Origin of the sequence: Variovorax boronicumulans (assembly GCF_009811375.1) — a bacterium.
GTDB lineage: Bacteria > Pseudomonadota > Gammaproteobacteria > Burkholderiales > Burkholderiaceae_C > Variovorax > Variovorax boronicumulans.
Genome location: NZ_BKDH01000003.1, coordinates 196,524 through 213,502, shown reverse-complemented (window position 1 = coordinate 213,502; position 16,979 = coordinate 196,524). Strand labels below are relative to the sequence as shown.

16 protein-coding genes are annotated in these 16,979 nt (G+C 67.9%); 12 read left to right on the top strand and 4 right to left on the bottom strand.

The features are described 5' to 3' along the window. Positions 1–13: 13 nt before the first annotated feature. The 4 genes from VHAB30_RS23665 to VHAB30_RS23650 are packed head-to-tail and all read left to right on the top strand — an operon-like array spanning position 14 to position 4,506. A complete protein-coding gene (locus VHAB30_RS23665) occupies positions 14–1,039 on the top strand; it encodes an ABC transporter ATP-binding protein (RefSeq protein WP_159278796.1) in 1,026 nt (341 codons plus the stop codon). Continuing rightward, positions 1,036–2,058: a peptide ABC transporter ATP-binding protein gene (locus tag VHAB30_RS23660; RefSeq protein ID WP_159278795.1), complete on the top strand. Its 1,023-nt coding sequence runs from the start codon at positions 1,036–1,038 to the stop codon at positions 2,056–2,058. Before VHAB30_RS23665 ends, VHAB30_RS23660 begins: the two co-directional genes overlap by 4 nt. A gap of 39 nt (positions 2,059–2,097) precedes the next feature. Further along, entirely contained in the window at positions 2,098–3,729 is a 1,632-nt protein-coding gene (locus VHAB30_RS23655) for an ABC transporter substrate-binding protein (protein WP_070063394.1), read from the top strand. Between the two features lie 36 nt (positions 3,730–3,765). After that, positions 3,766–4,506: a 5'-methylthioadenosine/adenosylhomocysteine nucleosidase gene (locus VHAB30_RS23650; RefSeq protein WP_159278939.1), complete on the top strand. Its 741-nt coding sequence runs from the start codon at positions 3,766–3,768 to the stop codon at positions 4,504–4,506. A 9-nt stretch (positions 4,507–4,515) separates the two neighbouring features. Here VHAB30_RS23650 and VHAB30_RS23645 read toward each other — a convergent pair whose 3' ends face one another. Beyond that, the gene (locus tag VHAB30_RS23645) at positions 4,516–5,268 is read right to left on the bottom strand and encodes a YoaK family protein (protein ID WP_159278794.1); all 753 of its coding nucleotides are present in this window, start codon (positions 5,266–5,268) and stop codon (positions 4,516–4,518) included. Between the two features lie 55 nt (positions 5,269–5,323). Continuing rightward, positions 5,324–6,310, bottom strand: coding sequence for a magnesium/cobalt transporter CorA (corA, locus tag VHAB30_RS23640; RefSeq protein ID WP_056584267.1), 987 nt, complete (start codon positions 6,308–6,310; stop codon positions 5,324–5,326). Positions 6,311–6,535: 225 nt separating this feature from the next. Here corA and VHAB30_RS23635 point away from each other — a divergent pair, with 225 nt between their 5' ends. From VHAB30_RS23635 to hprK, 4 genes are all read left to right on the top strand, one after another. Beyond that, positions 6,536–8,653: an ATP-dependent helicase gene (locus VHAB30_RS23635; protein ID WP_159278793.1), complete on the top strand. Its 2,118-nt coding sequence runs from the start codon at positions 6,536–6,538 to the stop codon at positions 8,651–8,653. Between the two features lie 320 nt (positions 8,654–8,973). Next, a complete protein-coding gene (gene hpf, locus VHAB30_RS23630; RefSeq protein WP_013538898.1) occupies positions 8,974–9,303 on the top strand; it encodes a ribosome hibernation-promoting factor, HPF/YfiA family in 330 nt (109 codons plus the stop codon). Positions 9,304–9,495: 192 nt separating this feature from the next. Beyond that, positions 9,496–9,963 (top strand): PTS sugar transporter subunit IIA, encoded by a 468-nt coding sequence (locus VHAB30_RS23625; protein WP_042581318.1) that lies wholly within the window; start codon positions 9,496–9,498, stop codon positions 9,961–9,963. 104 nt (positions 9,964–10,067) lie between these two features. Next, the gene (gene hprK / locus VHAB30_RS23620; protein WP_062481041.1) at positions 10,068–11,027 is read left to right on the top strand and encodes an HPr(Ser) kinase/phosphatase; all 960 of its coding nucleotides are present in this window, start codon (positions 10,068–10,070) and stop codon (positions 11,025–11,027) included. A gap of 59 nt (positions 11,028–11,086) precedes the next feature. On the opposite strand, the gene fur is transcribed toward hprK, so the two are convergent. Next, positions 11,087–11,506 (bottom strand): ferric iron uptake transcriptional regulator, encoded by a 420-nt coding sequence (fur, locus tag VHAB30_RS23615; RefSeq protein WP_062481042.1) that lies wholly within the window; start codon positions 11,504–11,506, stop codon positions 11,087–11,089. Positions 11,507–11,591: 85 nt separating this feature from the next. Between fur and VHAB30_RS23610 the strand changes: the two genes are divergently transcribed. The 4 genes from VHAB30_RS23610 to VHAB30_RS23595 all read left to right on the top strand — a co-directional run bounded on the left by VHAB30_RS23610 (position 11,592) and on the right by VHAB30_RS23595 (position 14,435). Then, entirely contained in the window at positions 11,592–12,152 is a 561-nt protein-coding gene (locus VHAB30_RS23610) for an outer membrane protein assembly factor BamE (RefSeq protein ID WP_062481043.1), read from the top strand. Positions 12,153–12,328: 176 nt separating this feature from the next. Further along, complete coding sequence (gene dapB, locus VHAB30_RS23605) at positions 12,329–13,129, top strand: 4-hydroxy-tetrahydrodipicolinate reductase (RefSeq protein ID WP_095747406.1); 801 nt, start codon at positions 12,329–12,331, stop codon at positions 13,127–13,129. Positions 13,130–13,253: 124 nt separating this feature from the next. After that, positions 13,254–13,949, top strand: a complete 696-nt coding sequence (locus VHAB30_RS23600) for a MotA/TolQ/ExbB proton channel family protein (protein ID WP_095743304.1) — start codon at positions 13,254–13,256, stop codon at positions 13,947–13,949. Positions 13,950–13,964: 15 nt separating this feature from the next. Further along, positions 13,965–14,435 (top strand): ExbD/TolR family protein, encoded by a 471-nt coding sequence (locus VHAB30_RS23595; RefSeq protein ID WP_099794719.1) that lies wholly within the window; start codon positions 13,965–13,967, stop codon positions 14,433–14,435. 24 nt (positions 14,436–14,459) lie between these two features. Here the strand turns inward: VHAB30_RS23595 and VHAB30_RS23590 are convergent, their stop codons facing one another. After that, complete coding sequence (locus VHAB30_RS23590) at positions 14,460–16,943, bottom strand: glycogen/starch/alpha-glucan phosphorylase (protein ID WP_159278791.1); 2,484 nt, start codon at positions 16,941–16,943, stop codon at positions 14,460–14,462. Positions 16,944–16,979 lie beyond the last annotated feature (36 nt).

The following is a 16,979-nucleotide window of genomic DNA, read 5'->3' as shown; positions in this document are numbered from 1 at the left end:
AAGGAGAGAACAGATGCCTTTGCTGGACATCAAGGACCTGCACGTCGAGTTCCCCACGCAGGGCGGCGTGCTGCATGCGGTCGACGGCGTGAGCCTCACGCTCGAAGAGGGCGAGGTGCTCGGTATCGTCGGCGAATCGGGCTCGGGCAAGAGCGTCACGATGATGGCGCTCATGGGCCTCGTCGGCTTCCCGGGCCGCGTGCGCGCGGACCACATGCGCTTTGCGGGCAAGGACCTGCTCGGCATCTCCGACAAGGCGCGCCGCACGCTGGTCGGCAAGGAGGTCGCGATGATCTTCCAGGAGCCGACCACCAGCCTCAACCCCTGCTTCACCATCGGCTTCCAGCTGATGGAAACGCTGCGCCTGCACCTGAAGCTCGACAAGCGCGAAGCGAAGAAGCGCGCGACCGAACTGCTCGAACAGGTCGGCATCCCCGCCGCCTCGTCGCGCCTGGGCAGCTACCCGCACCAGCTCTCGGGCGGCATGAACCAGCGCGTGATGATCGCCATGGCCATCGCCTGCAACCCGCGCCTGTTGATCGCCGACGAGCCGACCACCGCGCTCGACGTGACCATCCAGGCGCAGATCCTCGACCTGCTGCGCGACCTGCAGAAGGAGCGCGGCATGGCGCTGGTGCTCATCACGCACAACATGGGCGTGGTCAGCGAGATGGCGCAGCGCATCGCCGTGATGTACGCGGGGCAGGTGATGGAGCACCAGCGCGTCGACCGCCTCTTCGCATCGCCGCAGCATCCCTACACCGAGGCGCTGCTTGCGGCGCTGCCCGAGCGCGCCGCGCCCGAGGGTCGGCTCGCCACCATCAGCGGCGTGGTGCCCGGCGTGCACGACCGGCCCGCGGGCTGCCTGTTCGCGCCGCGCTGCGGCTACGTCACCGAGCGCGCCTGCCAGGTGCGCCCGGCGCTGCGTGCGTGGCAGGGCGCCGAGGTGCGCTGCCACTTTCCGCTCGGTGAGCCGGGGCGCGCCGAAGCCATCGCGCAAGACCCGCCGCGCGCCGCCGTCGCGGAGGTGCTGCCATGAGCGACGCATCGCCACCGGAGATCGTCGCCGAGGCGCGCAACCTGCAGCGCACCTACGCCGTGCGGCGCGGACTGTTCCGCGCACCGGCACAGCTGCGCGCCGTGGGCGACATCTCGTTCCGCCTCGAACGCGGGCGCACGCTGGCGGTGGTGGGCGAATCGGGCTGCGGCAAGTCGACGCTCGCGCGCATGGTCGCGCTGATCGAGAAACCCACCGCCGGGCAGCTGACGCTGATCGGCGCCGATGCGGTGAGCCCGCCGCATGAACGCAAGCGCGAGCTGCGCCAGGCCGTGCAGCTGGTGTTCCAGAACCCGTACGGCTCGCTCAACCCGCGCAAGAAGATTTCGGCGGTGCTCGAAGACCCGCTGGCCATCAACACCTCGTTGAGCAAGCCGGAGCGCGCCGAGAAAGCACGCGAGATGCTGGCCCGCGTCGGCCTGCGCCCCGAGTACGCCAACCGCTACCCGCACATGTTCTCGGGCGGCCAGCGCCAGCGCATCGCCATCGCGCGCGCGCTCATGCTGTCGCCGCGCCTGCTGGTGGCCGACGAGCCGGTGTCGGCGCTCGACGTGTCGATCCAGGCGCAGGTGCTGAACCTGCTGGCCGATCTGCAGGCCGAGCTGGGCCTGGCCTACCTCTTCATCTCGCACGACCTGGGCGTGGTGCGCCACATCGCGCACGACGTGCTCGTGATGTACCTGGGCCACGCGGTGGAGCAGGGCCCCAAGTCGCGCATCTTCGCGCGGCCGCTGCATCCGTACACGCAGGCGCTGCTGGCCTCGACGCCGGGGCTGAGCAGCCAGCGCATCGTGCTCAAGGGCGAACTGCCGTCGCCGTTGAATCCGCCTTCGGGCTGCGTCTTCAGCACGCGCTGCCCGCACGTGCAGCCGCGCTGCCGCGAGGAGCGCCCCGCGCTGCGCGCGCTCGACGAGCGGCTGGTGGCCTGTCACTACGCCGAGCAGTTTCTCGATGGCGCGCCGGCCGTGCGCGCCGATGGTCCCGTGCTCGCCGCGTCCTGAGGCGCGGCGAATTTTTCAACCCTGTCTCGAGGAGTCCCCATGAAGACCCAGTCCTCCGTTTCGCGCCGCTCACAAAAGCTGGCGCTCCTGGCACCGGCAGCGCTCACGGCCCTTACCCTGGCCTGCGGCGCCGTGTCAGCCAAGACGTTGGTGTACTGCTCCGAAGGAAGCCCGGAAAACTTCTATCCGGGCATGAACACCACCGGCACGTCCTTCGACGTGACCACGCAGGTCTACAACACCATCGTCGAGTTCGAGCGCGGCGGCACCAAGGTCATGCCGGGCCTCGCGGAAAAATGGGACATCTCGGCCGACGGCACCGTGTACACCTTCCACCTGCGCAAGGGCGTGAAGTGGCACACCACGAGCAAGAGCTTCAAGCCCACGCGCGACTTCAACGCCGACGACTTCATCTTCATGCTCGAGCGCCAGTGGAAGGAGAGCGACCCCTTCTTCAAGGTCACGAGCCAGAACCACTCCTACTTCAACGACATGGGCATGCCCAAGTTGCTGAAGTCGGTGGACCGCATCGACGACCACACGGTGAAGATCACGCTCAACCAGGCCGAGGCGCCGTTCCTGGCCAACCTGGCGATGCAGTACGCGGGCATCCAGTCGAAGGAATACGCCATCGCGATGCTGAAGGCCGGCACGCCCGAGAAGGTCGACCAGGACCCGGTCGGCACCGGGCCGTTCTACCTCGTGCAGTACCAGAAGGACGCGATCATCCGCTTCAAGGCCTTCCCGCAGTACTGGGGCGGCAAGGCCAAGATCGACGACCTCGTGTTCGCGATCACGCCCGATGCGTCGGTGCGCTGGGCCAAGCTGCAAAAGGGCGAGTGCCATGTCATGCCGTACCCGAACCCGGCCGACCTCGACGCGATCCGCAAGGACCCGAACGTGCAGGTGCTGGAGCAGCCGGGCCTGAACGTGGGCTACCTCTCGTACAACACGACGAAGAAGCCCTTCGACGACGTGCGCGTGCGCAAGGCCATCAACATGGCGATCAACAAGAAGGCCATCATCGACGGCGTGTACCTCACGACCGGCGTGGCCGCGAAGAACCCGATTCCGCCCACGCTGTGGTCCTACAACGATGCCGTGAAGGACGACCCGTACGACCCCGAAGCCGCCAAGAAGCTGCTGGCGCAGGCCGGCTTCCCCGATGGTTTCAGTACCGACCTGTGGGCCATGCCGGTGCAGCGCCCCTACAACCCGAATGCCAAGCGCATCGCCGAACTGATGCAGGCCGACCTGGCCAAGATCAACGTCAAGGCCGAGATCAAGAGCTTCGAGTGGGGCGAGTACCGCAAGCGCCTGCAGGCCGGCGAGCACCAGATGGGCATGCTGGGCTGGACCGGCGACAACGGCGACCCGGACAACTTCATGTACACGCTGCTGGGCTGCGCCTCGGCCAAGTCGGCCAGCGGCAGCAACATCTCGAAGTTCTGCTACCAGCCGTATGAAGACCTCGTGGTGAAGGCCAAGAGCGCGACCAAGCAGTCGGAGCGCGATGCGCTCTACAAGAAGGCGCAGGTCATCTTCAAGGAGCAGGCGCCGTGGTTCACCATCGCGCATGCGGTGCAGCTGAAGCCGGTGCGCAAGGAGGTCGTCGACTTCAAGTTGAGCCCCTTCGGCCGCCACACCTTCTACGGCGTGGACATCAAGTAAGCCGTGGTCGCTGCGCCCATCGCCATCGTCGCGGCCATGCACGAGGAGCTGAGTGCGCTCCTCGCGCGCATGCCCGACGAGCAGCGCGTGCGCGTGGCCGGCCGCGACTTCTGGGTCGGCCACCTGCAGGGCCAGCCCGTGGTCGCGGTGCTGTCGCGCATCGGCAAGGTCGCGGCGGCGGTCACGGCCACGGTGCTGCTCGAGCGCTTCGGCGTGCGGGCGATCGTGTTCACGGGCGTGGCGGGCGGGCTGGCACCGGGCGTGAATGTCGGCGACGTGGTCGTGGCGACCGAGCTGCTGCAGCACGACATGGACGCCTCGCCGATCTTTCCGAAATACGAGGTGCCGCTGATGGGGCGTTCGCGCTTCGCGGCCGATGCGGCCATCGGCGATGCGCTGGCGGCGGTGGCCGAAGGCACGCTGCGCGATCCGGTGGGCCTGGTGGGGCAGAAGGCTGTCGATGAGTTCCATCTGCGGTCGCCGAAGGTGCATCGCGGCTTGCTGATCAGCGGCGACCGTTTCGTGTCGACCTCCGCGGAGTGTGGGACCCTGCAGCGCTCGCTGCCCGACGCGCTCGCCGTCGAGATGGAGGGAGCGGCCATGGCGCAGGCCTGCCACGACTACGGCGTGCCCTTCGCGGCGCTGCGAACCATCTCGGACCGCGCCGACGACGCCGCGCACGGCGACTTCACGCGCTTCGTGGCCGAGGTGGCGAGCCGCTACAGCCTCGCGCTGGTCGACGCCTGGCTCGCCGCCCTGCCGCGCGACGCGGCCTGAAGAACCCGCCTACGGCGCGAGCCGGCGCAGCTGCGGCAGGTCGCGCAGCAGCGGCGGGATCGACAGCGCCAGCAGCAGCGCAGCCAGCGGCACGACGCAGATGAAGCCCACGTGCTTGAAGCCCAGCGCACCCACGGCCCCGCCGAGCACGAACATGGCGACCAGGCCGCCGCAGCGGCGCAGCCGGCTGCGGTCGTGGCGCACTGGCAGCGGCGTGGACGGTGCGCGCCGGTTCCAGTAGAGCATCTTGCCCAGCTCAATCCCTACGTCGGTGATGTTGCCGGTCATGTGGGTGGTGCGTGTGCTGCCGCCCGAGGTCTTCGACGCCACGGCGTTCTGCAGGCCCATGATGAACGACAGCAGCAGCACCGTGAGCGGCACCGCGAACGGCGTGGCCCAGGTCAGCGTGATGGCGCCGGCGAGCCCGAACGGGAACATCAGCGCGGCCTCCAGCAGCAGCGGCAGCGCATACACGCCATGGAGCCGGTGCTGCCGCGCCCAGTTCACCAACACCGCGCAGACCGCGGCGCCGCTCACGAACGCCAGGATCGCGCCCAGCGCGTTCAGCAGCAGCGTGAGGTTGCCCAGCACCATGCCGTCCGCCAGCTGCGAGGCGAAGCCGCTCATGTGCGAGGTGTACATGTGCAGCACGAGGAAGCCGCCCGCATTGATGGCGCCGGCGTTGAAGGCCAGCAGCAGTCCGAGCGCGGTGTTCGTCGACGGCGCGCGGTGGCGGTTGGTGAGGAAACGAAGTCTGCGCACGGGGCTCTCCAGGTCAGCTGCCTGCCGGCAGCCACTCTAGCACCCAGTACAGCGACTACTTGAGCCAGCCGCGCCGGCGGAAGTACCACATCGGCACCAGCGCGCTCGCGGCCATCAGTGCGATGGCGTAGGGGTAGCCCATGGCCCAGTCGAGCTCGGGCATGAACTTGAAGTTCATGCCGTAGATGCTCGCGATCAGCGTGGGCGGCAGCAGCGCGACGCTGGCCACCGAGAAGATCTTGATGGTCTTGTTCTGGTTGATGTTGATGAAACCGACGGTCGCATCCATCAGGAAGTTGATCTTGTCGAAGAGGAAGGCCGTGTGGTTGTCCAGCGATTCGATGTCGCGCAGGATCTGTCGCGCCTCTTCGAACTGCTCGGCGTTGAGCATCTTGCTGCGCATCATGAAGCTCACGGCGCGGCGCGTGTCCATCACATTGCGGCGGATGCGGCCGTTCAAGTCTTCCTGCCGCGCGATGGCGCCGAGCACCTCGCCGGCCAGCTCGTCGCTGACGTTGCCCGACAGCACTTTCTTGCCCGCCACCTCGAGCTCGTCGTAGATGTTCTCCAGCGTGTCGGCCGAGTATTCGGCGTCGGCGTCGAAGAGCTTGAGCATCACTTCCTTGGCGTCTTCGATCAGTCCCGGCGCGCGGCGTGCGCGCATGCGCAGCAGGCGGAACACGGGCACGTCTTCGTCGTGGATCGAGAACAGCACGCCGCGGCTGCGCAGGTCGGTGTTGTGCTGGTTGAGGATGAAGGCGACGCGCACCGTGCGCGGGTCTTCGTCGTCGTCGATCAAGAAGTCGGAGCGGATGTGCAGCTCGCCGTTGTCTTCCTCGTAGAAGCGCGCCGATTCCTCGATGTCCTCGTCCATCGCGTCTTCGGGAATCGAGAGGCCGTAGTACTGCTTGATCCAGCGCTTTTCCTCGAGCGTGGGCGACTCGAGGTCGACCCAGATCGGCTGGAACTTGGAGAGCTCTTCGAGCGACTCGATCTCTTCCTGGACGAGGCGGCCGTTGGCGAGCGTAAAGATGTTGAGCATGGGCTCACTCCCGGGGATGACTGAACGATGGGCGAGGGAGGGGCGCTTTCAATTCCCGCAGACCCGGCGTCAGTACATCATGCGCGGCGTCGGATGGGAGTTGAAAGCTGCCGAGACGGGGCGGTTTCCATGGGGAGTCTCCGGTTGCAGCGAGGCGCGATTATGTCACCGGCCACTGGGGCACAAGGCGCGTGGACTGGACGGACATACAGTAAAGTCGTGCTCATGCAGACCCCTGCGTCCCCCGTTCTTTCCACCCCCCCGAAGACGCAAGCCGAGCGCCTGGCCGCGGCGCTCGCCGCGCTCAACGACGACCAGCGCGCGGCGGTCGAGCACGGCGTGGGCACGGCAGTCGGCGCCGACCACCGGCCGCTGCTCGTGATCGCCGGCGCGGGCTCGGGCAAGACCAGCACGCTGGCGCACCGCGTGGCGCACCTGATCGCCGACGGGGTCGATCCGCAGCGGCTGCTGCTGCTCACCTTCTCGCGCCGCGCCGCGCAGGAAATGGAGCGCCGCGCGGGCCAGGTGCTGGCGCGCGTGCTGGGCCTGAAGTCGGAGCGCCCGCCCGCGCTGCCGTGGGCCGGCACCTTCCACGGCATCGGGGCGCGGCTGCTGCGCGAGTACGCCGCGCAGATCGGGCTGGACGAGAACTTCACCATCCACGACCGCGGCGACGCCGAAGACCTCATGGGGCTGGTGCGACACGAGCTGGGCCTGTCCTCCACGGTCAACCGCTTCCCGCGCAAGGGCACCTGCCTGTCGATCTACTCGCGCTGCGTGAACACGCGCGCGCCGCTGGCCGCCGTGCTGAAGGACAGCTTTCCCTGGTGCGCCGAGTGGGAGGCGCAGCTCAAGACGCTGTTCGGCGCCTACGTCGAGGCCAAGCAGCAGCAGAACGTGCTCGACTACGACGACCTGCTGCTCTATTGGGCCGAGATGGTCGCCGAGCCCGCGCTGGCCGCGCACGTCGGCGCGCGCTTCGACCACGTGCTGGTCGACGAGTACCAGGACACCAACCTGCTGCAGGCCGAGATCCTGCGCGCGATGAAGCCCGATGGGCGCGGCGTGACGGTGGTGGGCGACGACGCGCAGTCGATCTACTCGTTCCGCGGCGCGACGGTGCGCAACATCCTCGACTTTCCCTCGCAGTTCTCGCAAGAGGCACGCATCGTCACGCTGGAGCGCAACTACCGCTCGACGCAGCCGATCCTCGACGTGTCGAACCGCGTCATCGCGCAGGCCGCCGAGCGGCACGCCAAGACGCTCTGGACCGACAAGCCCTCGGCCGGCAAGCCGGTGCTGGTGCTCGTGCCCGACGAGGCCGGGCAGGCGCGCTGGGTGGCCGACAGGATCCTGGCGCACCGCGAGGGCGGGCTGGCGCTGAAGTCGCAGGCGGTGCTGTTTCGCACCTCGTCGCACAGCGCGGCGCTCGAGCTGGAACTGGCGCGGCGCAACATCCCGTTCGTGAAGTTCGGCGGGCTCAAGTTCCTCGAGGCCTCGCACGTGAAGGACCTGCTCGCGGTGCTGCGTTTCGCGCAGAACCCGCGCGGGCGCATGGCGGGCTTCCGGGTCACGCAGCTCATCCCCGGCGTGGGCCCGGTCACCGGCACGCGCCTGCTCGACGCGATGGACCAGGCGGCCGACCCGGCCGCGGCCGTGCGCGACTTCGTGCCGCCGTCGGCCGCGCGCGAACAGTGGGCCGACTTTGCCCAGGCCTACGCCGCCTTGCGCGCGCCGTCGCTGCAGTGGCCGGCCGATGTGGAGGTGGCCATGCAGTGGTACCAGCCGCACCTGGAGCGGCTGTACGAAGACACCTCGGGCGTGCGCCGCGCCGACGTCGAGCAGCTGGCGCGGCTGGCGGCCGGCTATGGCTCGCGCGAGCGCTTTCTCACCGAACTCACGCTCGACCCGCCCGAGGCCACCAGCGACCGGCCCGGCCCGCCTTCGCTCGACGAGGACTACCTGATCCTGTCGACCATCCATTCGGCCAAGGGCCAGGAGTGGAACTCGGTGCACGTCATCAACGTGGTCGACGGCTGCATGCCGGCCGACGTGGCGCAGGGCGCGCACGAGCTGGAAGAAGAACGGCGCCTGCTCTACGTGGCGATGACGCGGGCCCGCGACCACCTGCACCTGGTGATGCCGCAGCGCTTCCACATCACGCAGCAGGCGGCGCGTGGCGACCGGCACCTGTACGCCAACCGCACCCGCTTCATCACCGAGTCCGACCTGGCGGGCTTCGAGTTGCAGACCTGGCCGCCGCCGCCGGTGCTGCCGCCCGCGGTGCCGCCGCCGGCCGCGGTGATCGACCTGCGCAACCGCATGCGCGCCGCCTGGCGCTGAACGGGCCGGCCCTTCGGGCGGGAGGGGCACTGCGCGCTGCACATGGAAACACTTGCTTCCAATGTGCCGCAACGGCACGCCACTGCGCGGGGGCAGCTATGGAATCAATAGCGGATTAGGGCATGCAATACACCGGCCCGTCACTCGGGCAAGCCCCGGTATTGCAATACCGTGACAGCTTGGGCATAGTGAATCCGACCGCCCCCTTTCTTCATCTCCCTTCCTCTTCTCCCTCTCTCCCAACCTCACCTGTTTCGCCGGCCACGCTTCATCCCGGAGCGCGGTCATTTCCCCAACCGTCAATTCTCAGGAGGTCATTCATGAATTTGACGATCAGCGGTCATCACCTCGACGTCACACCTGCCTTGCGCACCTACGTCACGAGCAAGCTGGACCGGATCACGCGACATTTCGACCAGGTGGTCGATGTCAAGGTGATCCTCACGGTGGAAAAGCAGAAGGAAAAGGAACGCCGCCAAAGGGCGGAGTGCAACATTCACGTCAAGGGCAATGACATGTTCGCGGAATCGAGCCACGCTGATCTGTACGCCGCGGTTGATGAGCTGGTCGACAAGCTCGACCGCCAGGTGGTCCGCCACAAGGATCGCCTGCAGGACCACCATCACGTGGCGCCCAAGCGCGTGATGTAAACGCCGGGCCCCCCGCCCCGCATCTCAGGCCGCCTTCGGGCGGCCTTTTGTTTGTCCGACCACATTGGTGGGGCTTTGCAAGGGCCTCCAGAGGAAGCGACGCCTCACGGCAACACATGTAGACGAAAGTAATTAGGGGGACTGGGGGTTTTTACCGAGGAGGTGCATAATCGCCCCCGCTCTGACCCCACCATGAATCGCCTCGCGTCCATCCTGCCGCCCGCTCAAGTGCTCGTGAGCGTTGACGCCACCAGCAAGAAACGTGCTTTCGAAGAAGCCGGCCTGCTGTTCGAGAGCCTTCACGGTCTGGGCCGTGCCCTCATCACCGACAGCCTGTTTGCGCGCGAGCGCCTCGGCTCCACCGGTCTGGGCCACGGAGTCGCCATTCCCCATGGCCGCATCAAGGGCCTCAAGGCGCCGATGGCCGCGGTGTTCCAGCTGGCGAACCCCATCGGCTTCGACGCCCCCGACGAGCAGCCCGTGGCGCTGCTGATCTTCCTGCTGGTGCCCGAAGCGGCCACGCAGAAGCACCTCGAAATCCTGTCGGAAATTGCCGAGCTGCTGAGCGACGCCGGCCTGCGCGAGCAGATCAAGTCCAGCACCGACGCCGCCGCACTGCACGGCCTCATTGCCGGCTGGCAGTCGACCCAGGTCGCCTGAGCGCCCGTGCCGGGCCTGCCGCTGCTGCTGATAAGCTGCGGCGACGCTTTTCTCTCCCTCCATCCTGACCAGAATGCCGGCGTTTTGCGCCGGCCGCCGCACGCATGAAGCCGACCGTCATCAGCGCCGATGCCATGTTCGAGGAGTTCCGCGGGTCGCTCCGCTGGGAATGGCTCGCGGGCCTGGGCGCCTCGGAGCGCCAGTTCGACCCCGACGTCATCAGCCGCGCGCAGTCGGCCGCCGACCTGGTCGGCTACCTGAACTACATCCACCCGTACCGCGTGCAGATCCTCGGTGCGCGCGAGGTGGCCTACCTCACGCGCGGCAGCAAGGAAGACTGCGTGCGCCGCATCGGCCGCATCGTCACGCTGGAGCCGCCGATGCTGGTGCTGGCCGACGGCCAGGCTGCGCCCGACGAGCTGCTGTCGATCTGCGAGCGCGCCCAGCTGCCGCTGTTTGCCACGCGCGAGTCGTCGGCCTTCGTGATCGACCTGCTGCGCGCCTATCTGTCCAAGCACTTCGCCGAGCGCACCTCGATGCACGGCGTGTTCATGGACATCCTGGGCATGGGCGTGATGATCACGGGCGAGTCGGGCCTCGGTAAAAGCGAGCTTGGCCTGGAGCTGATCTCGCGCGGCAACGGCCTGGTGGCCGACGACGCGGTCGACCTGTACCGCATCAACCAGAACACCATCGAGGGCCGCTGCCCCGACCTGCTGCTGAACCTGCTGGAGGTGCGCGGCATCGGCCTGCTGGACATCCGCGCGATCTTCGGCGAGACGGCGGTGCGCCGGAAGATGCGCCTGAAGCTCATCGTGCACCTCGTGCGCCGCGACAGCTTCGAGCGCGACTACGAGCGCATGCCCTCGGCACCGCTCACGCAGGACGTGCTCGGCATCCCGGTGCGCAAGGTCATCATCCAGGTGGTGGCGGGGCGCAACATCGCCGTGCTGGTGGAGGCGGCGGTGCGCAACTCGATCCTGCAGCTGCGCGGCATCGACACCTATGCCGACTTCGTGGCCCGCCACCACAAGGCGATGGAAAGCGGGCGCGATCCGGACTGAGCAAAGAAAAAAGCCCTTCAAAGTGAAGGGCCGCTTTCTGCTTCAGCAGGTCTTCAGCGTCAGCGCTTCTTGACGCAGTCGCCGCACAGGCCGTACAGCGACATGGCGTGGTCCTGCAGGACCCAGCCCTTGTCCTTGGCGATCATCTGCTGGCGCCGCTCGATCTCGGCGTCGTAGAACTCCTCGACCTTGCCGCACGAGGTGCAGACCAGGTGGTCGTGGTGCGTGCCTTCGTTCAGTTCGTAGACCGCCTTGCCGCTTTCGAAGTGGCTGCGCTCCAGGATGCCGGCCTGCTCGAACTGCGTGAGCACGCGGTACACGGTGGCCAGGCCGATGTCGGAGTGTTCGTTGAGCAGCACGCGGAAGACGTCTTCCGCCGTCATGTGCCGCTGGCTGCCGGTCTGGAAGATCTCGAGGATCTTCAGTCGCGGCAAGGTGGCCTTGAGGCCGGTGTTCTTGAGTTCGTCGATGTTGGCCATGATGGTTCCTGCGCCCTGGGCTGAGGCCGGGCCTTCAGGCTCGGCCGCTACAATGTTCGATCATATCGCTACCCCCTCTTCTCCCATGCCTGCCATCCTCCAACGCCGGCCCTGGTTGCTGGTTGCTGCCATTGCGGCGACGCTCGCCCTCGGTGCCTGCAGCGGTTTCAGCGAACGCACGCGTGGCGCGCTGTCTGCCGTCACCCCCTACAAAGTCGAAGTGGTGCAGGGCAATTTCGTGTCGAAGGAACAAGTCGCGGCACTCAAGCCCGGCATGTCGCGCCAGCAGGTGCGCGAGATCCTCGGCACCTCGTTGCTGAACGACGTCTTCCACGCCAACCGCTGGGACTACGTCTTCACGATCCGCCGCCAGGGCGTCGATCCGCAGGAGCGCCGCCTGACCGTGTTCTTCAACGGTGAACTCATGGACCGCTTCGAGGGCGATGAAATGCCCAGCGAAGAAGAATTCGTCGCCACGCTCGACACCCGCCGCAAGAGTGGCAAGGTGCCGCAGCTTGAGGCCACCGAAGAAGAGCTCAAGAAATTCGCGCCCAAGGCCGACAAGAAAGCCGACACCACCGGCACCCCGGCAGCCCCCATGCCCGCGCTGCCGGCCGCCTACCCCCCGCTCGAAGCCGCGCGCTGAGCGTGCGCGGCACGGGCTCCGGCGGCGGCCACCCCTCCTGCGGGCGGTGCCCGCCGGACCGGTGGGGCGGCTTTCGTCGGTGTCCATGGCTCCCGTAGGGACTTTTCAACGACCGAATCCCCGTGACTGAACCGACCACCACCCCCACTTCCGATTCTTCTTCCTCCGCTCCCGCGCTGCGCCGGGTGGCGATCGCCGGCGCCTCGGGCCGCATGGGCCACATGCTCATCGAGGCCGTGCGCAACGCGCCCGACTGCCGCCTGGCCGGCGCGCTCGACATCGCCGGCAGCGCCGCCCTCGGCGCCGATGCCGCGGCCTTCCTGGGCTTCACCAGCGGCGTGCCCATCGTGGCCGACCTGCGCACCGGCCTGCAGGACGCGCAGGTGATGATCGACTTCACCCGCCCCGAAGGCACGATGGCGCACCTGGCCGTGTGCCGCGAGCTGGGCGTGCAGGCCGTGATCGGCACCACCGGCTTCAGCGACGCGCAGAAGGCCGAGATCGCCGAGATCGCGAAAGACATCGCCATCATGATGGCGCCCAACATGAGCGTGGGCGTCAACGTCACGCTCAAGCTGCTCGACATGGCCGCCCGCGCGATGGCCACCGGCTACGACATCGAGATCGTCGAGGCCCACCACCGCTTCAAGGTCGACGCGCCCTCGGGCACCGCGCTCAAGATGGGCGAGGTGATCGCCGACGCGCTGGGCCGCGACCTCAAGGACTGCGCCGTGTACGGCCGCGAAGGCATCACGGGCGAGCGCGACCCGTCGACCATCGGCTTCGCCACCATCCGCGGCGGCGACATCGTGGGCGACCACACCGTGCTGTTCGCGGGCATCGGCGAGCGCATCGAAATCTCCCACAAGTCGTCTAGCCGCGTGACCTACGCGCAGGGCGCGCTGCGTGCGGTGCGCTTCCTGAGCGGCCAGCGCAGCGGCCTGTTCGACATGTTCGACGTGCTGGGTCTGAGATGAAGCTCACCCCCAGTCTTCGCGCACTTCGTGTCGCTACGCCAACCCCCTTTCAGGGGGCAACACCAGCGGCCCGGCAAAGCCGGTTCCGCGGTGTTTCGCGAAAAGACCATGACTGGGGGACTCTGTGAGTGTTCTTGAGCTGCTGACCCACGGTGACGGCGTCAGCCGTTCGGTGGCCGCGCTGCTGCTCGCGATGTCGATCGCCAGCTGGGTCGTGATCCTCTGGAAAGCCTGGCTGCTGCGCGGCGGCACGCGCGACGTGCTGCGCAGCATCGCGGCGTTCTGGCAGTCGGCCACCCTGGTCGAGGCGGAGCAGAAGCTGCAGGCCTTCGACCGCGCCGAACTCGTGCGCCCCGCCGTGGCCGCATTGCGCCAGGCCGCCACCGAAGCCCCCGGCGGCACGCTGGGCGCCACGGTCGATCGCAACCAGCGCCTCACGCGCGTGCTGCGCGGTGCGCTGCACGGCGCGCTGCGGCGCCTGCAGGCCGGACAGATCCTGCTGGCCACCGTGGGTGCCACCGCGCCCTTCGTCGGCCTGCTCGGCACCGTCTGGGGCATCTACGGCGCGCTGGCGGGCATCGCGGGCCAGACCGGCGGCTTCACCATCGACAAGGTGGCTGGCCCGGTCGGCGAGGCGCTCGTCATGACGGCCTTCGGTCTCGCCGTCGCCATTCCGGCCGTGCTGGCCTACAACGTGTTCGGCCGCGTCGTGGGCCGCGTCGAGGCCGAGCTCGAAGGCTTCGCGCACGACCTGCTCGGCAGCTTCGGCGAAGCGCCGGCACCCGCCGCACCGCCGCCCGCGCGGCCGATGCCCGTCTAAGGCGCAGCGCACACCATGGCCTTCGGACGCACTTCGCTTGGCAGCAGCGCCGCAGGTGGCGGGCGGGCCATGGGCGCGGGCGGGCAGCGGCCGCTGTCGGACATCAACGTCACGCCGCTGGTCGACGTGATGCTGGTGCTGCTGGTGATCTTCATCATCACTGCGCCGCTGATGGCCAGCTCGATCAAGCTCGACCTGCCGCAGACCGACGCGGGCCAGCCCAACGACACGCCCAAGTTCGTGAGCCTGTCGGTCGATGCGTCGGGCAAGGTCTTCCTGAACGACAAGCCGGTGACCGATGAGGAACTGACCGCCCAACTCGAAAAGGCCGCCGCCGACAGCAAGGACACCGAAGTGCAGTTGCGCGCCGACCAGACCGTGCCCTACGGCAAGGTGGTGGCGCTCATGGGCATCGCGAACAAGGCCGGGTTGAGTCGGATCGGGTTCGTGACCGAGGCCGAGGCGGCCCCCGCCAAACCGCGCTGAGCTTGCGGGCCCGGCCCGCTCGCCTCAGCCGAGCATCACTGGCTTCGTGTGCCAGATCTCATGCGCGTACTCCGCGATCGTCCGGTCCGACGAAAAAGCCCCCATTCCCGCCACGTTGAGGATCGCCATGCGCGTCCACGCCTCCGCGTCGCGGTACAGCGCATCGACCTCGGCCTGCTTCGCGACATAGCTCGCGTAGTCGGCCAGCAGCAGGTAGTGGTCGCCCCAGTTCACGAGCGCGTCGTAGATGCCCTGGTAGCGCGCGGGCTCGCCCGGCGAGAACGCGCCATCGCGGATTGCGTCGAGCACGCGCTTGAGTTCGGCGTTTTCTTCGTAGATCTCGCGTGGCTGGTAGCCGCGTGCGCGGATGTCGGCCACCTCGGGCGTGGTGTGGCCGAAGATGAAGATGTTCTCGGGGCCGACGTTCTCGCGCATCTCGACGTTGGCGCCATCGAGCGTGCCGATGGTGAGCGCGCCGTTGAGCGCGAACTTCATGTTGCCGGTGCCCGAGGCTTCCGTGCCCGCGGTGGAAATCTGCTCCGACAGGTCGGCCGCCGGCATGATGATCTCGGCCAGGCTCACGCTGTAGTTCGGCAGGAACACCACCTTCAGCAGCTTGCCCACGCGCGCGTCGGCGTTCACGGTGGCCGCCACGTCGTTGATGAGACGGATCACCTGCTTGGCCATCGCATAGGCCGAGGCCGCCTTGCCCGCGAACACGACCACGCGCGGCACGATGTCGAGCGGCGTGCCGCTGGCCTGCGCATCGATGATGCGGTGATAGCGCGCGATCACGTGCAGCACGTTGAGCAGCTGCCGCTTGTACTCGTGGATGCGCTTGACCTGCACGTCGAACATCGCGTCGGTGTCCAGGTCGAGCTTCAGGTGCTCGCCGACCCAGTTGGCCAGCCGCAGCTTGTTCTCGCGCTTGGCATGGCGAAAGGCGCGCACGAAGGCGGGCTGCGCAACCATCGGCCGCAGCGCTTCGAGCTGCGACAGGTCGCGCCGCCAGCCCTTGCCGATGCGCTGGTCGAGCAGCGCGGCCAGCGGCGGGTTGGCCTGCGCGAGCCAGCGGCGCGGCGTGACGCCGTTGGTCTTGTTGTTGAAACGCTCGGGAAAGATCTTCGCGAAGTCGGCAAAGATCGACTGCTTCATCAGCTCCGAGTGCAGCCCCGACACGCCGTTCACCGAATGGCTCGCGAGCACCGCCACGTAGGCCATGCGCACGCGGCGCTCGCCGGTCTCGTCGATCAGCGAGAGGCGGCGCACCAGTTCGACGTCCTGGCCGTGCGTCTGCGTCACGGCGGCCAGGAACTTCGCGTTGATGTCGTACAGGATCTGCAGGTGGCGCGGCAGGATGCGGCCCAGCATCTCGACCGGCCAGGTTTCCAGGGCCTCGTGCATCAGCGTGTGGTTGGTGTAGCTGAACACCTTCTGCGTGTGGCCCCAGGCCACGTCCCACGCCAGGCCGTGCTCGTCGAGCAGCAGGCGCATGAGCTCGGGCACGGCCAGCACCGGGTGCGTGTCGTTCAGGTGGATGCTGACTTTTTCGGACAGCTGGTCGAAGCTCGTGTGGTTGCGCAGGTAGCGGCGCAGCAGGTCTTGCACGCTGGCGCTGCAGAAGAAGTATTCCTGGTGCAGCCGCAGCTCGCGGCCCGAGGGCGTGGAGTCGTCGGGGTAGAGCACGCGCGAGACGTTCTCGGAGTGGTTCTTGCTCTCCACCGCCGCCATGTAGTTGCCGCGGTTGAAGGCCGACAGGTCGATCTCCTCGGTGGCGCGCGCCGACCACAGCCGCAAGGTGTTGGTGGCCTGCGTGCCGTAGCCGGGAATGATGGTGTCGTAGGCCACGGCCAGCACGTCGTGCGTGTCGACCCAGTCCGCCGCGCCGTAGGGCGCGTTCTTGCCTTCGCGCTTTTGCACGTGGCCGCCGAAGCGCACGCGGTAGTTCACCTCGGGCCGCTGGAACTCCCACGGGTTGCCGCGCGTGAGCCAGTAGTCGGGCGTTTCGACCTGCTGGCCGTCGACGATGCGCTGGCGGAACATGCCGTACTCGTAGCGGATGCCGTAGCCCATGCCGGGCACGCCGAGCGTGGCCATCGAATCGAGAAAGCAGGCCGCGAGCCGCCCGAGGCCGCCGTTGCCGAGCGCCGCATCGGGCTCGCGCTCGGCCAGCGCCGCCATGTCGACGCCGAAGTCGGCCAGCGCCTCGCGCACGGTGCCGTACAGGTCGACGGCGAGCAGCGCGTTGGTGAAGGTGCGCCCGATGAGGAACTCCATCGAGAGGTAGTACACGCGCTTGAGGTCCTGCGCGTAGTTGGCGCGCGTGGTTGTCATCCAGCGTTCGACAAGCTGGTCGCGCACGGCCAGCGCGGTGGCGTGCAGCCAGTCGTCGGGGCTGGCGGCCACGGGGTCCTTGCCGACGGCGTAGATCAGCTTGTTGGCCACCGCGCGCTTGAAGGCGGCAACGTCGCGGTCGGGGTGGTCGTAGGCGAAGTCCTTGATCGTCATGGGGGCGTTCCCGGAGTGGGTGGTGGGGTGTGGGGC

What these genes read in the sequence shown, in the direction of transcription:
- VHAB30_RS23665 (WP_159278796.1), top strand. Translation starts at nt 14, where the DNA reads ATGCCTTTGCTGGACATCAAGGACCTGCACGTCGAGTTCCCCACGCAG.
- VHAB30_RS23660 (WP_159278795.1), top strand. Translation starts at nt 1,036, where the DNA reads ATGAGCGACGCATCGCCACCGGAGATCGTCGCCGAGGCGCGCAACCTG.
- VHAB30_RS23655 (WP_070063394.1), top strand. Translation starts at nt 2,098, where the DNA reads ATGAAGACCCAGTCCTCCGTTTCGCGCCGCTCACAAAAGCTGGCGCTC.
- VHAB30_RS23650 (WP_159278939.1), top strand. Translation starts at nt 3,766, where the DNA reads ATGCACGAGGAGCTGAGTGCGCTCCTCGCGCGCATGCCCGACGAGCAG.
- corA (WP_056584267.1), bottom strand. Translation starts at nt 6,310, where the DNA reads ATGCTCAACATCTTTACGCTCGCCAACGGCCGCCTCGTCCAGGAAGAG.
- VHAB30_RS23635 (WP_159278793.1), top strand. Translation starts at nt 6,536, where the DNA reads ATGCAGACCCCTGCGTCCCCCGTTCTTTCCACCCCCCCGAAGACGCAA.
- hpf (WP_013538898.1), top strand. Translation starts at nt 8,974, where the DNA reads ATGAATTTGACGATCAGCGGTCATCACCTCGACGTCACACCTGCCTTG.
- VHAB30_RS23625 (WP_042581318.1), top strand. Translation starts at nt 9,496, where the DNA reads ATGAATCGCCTCGCGTCCATCCTGCCGCCCGCTCAAGTGCTCGTGAGC.
- hprK (WP_062481041.1), top strand. Translation starts at nt 10,068, where the DNA reads ATGAAGCCGACCGTCATCAGCGCCGATGCCATGTTCGAGGAGTTCCGC.
- fur (WP_062481042.1), bottom strand. Translation starts at nt 11,506, where the DNA reads ATGGCCAACATCGACGAACTCAAGAACACCGGCCTCAAGGCCACCTTG.
- VHAB30_RS23610 (WP_062481043.1), top strand. Translation starts at nt 11,592, where the DNA reads ATGCCTGCCATCCTCCAACGCCGGCCCTGGTTGCTGGTTGCTGCCATT.
- VHAB30_RS23595 (WP_099794719.1), top strand. Translation starts at nt 13,965, where the DNA reads ATGGCCTTCGGACGCACTTCGCTTGGCAGCAGCGCCGCAGGTGGCGGG.
- VHAB30_RS23590 (WP_159278791.1), bottom strand. Translation starts at nt 16,943, where the DNA reads ATGACGATCAAGGACTTCGCCTACGACCACCCCGACCGCGACGTTGCC.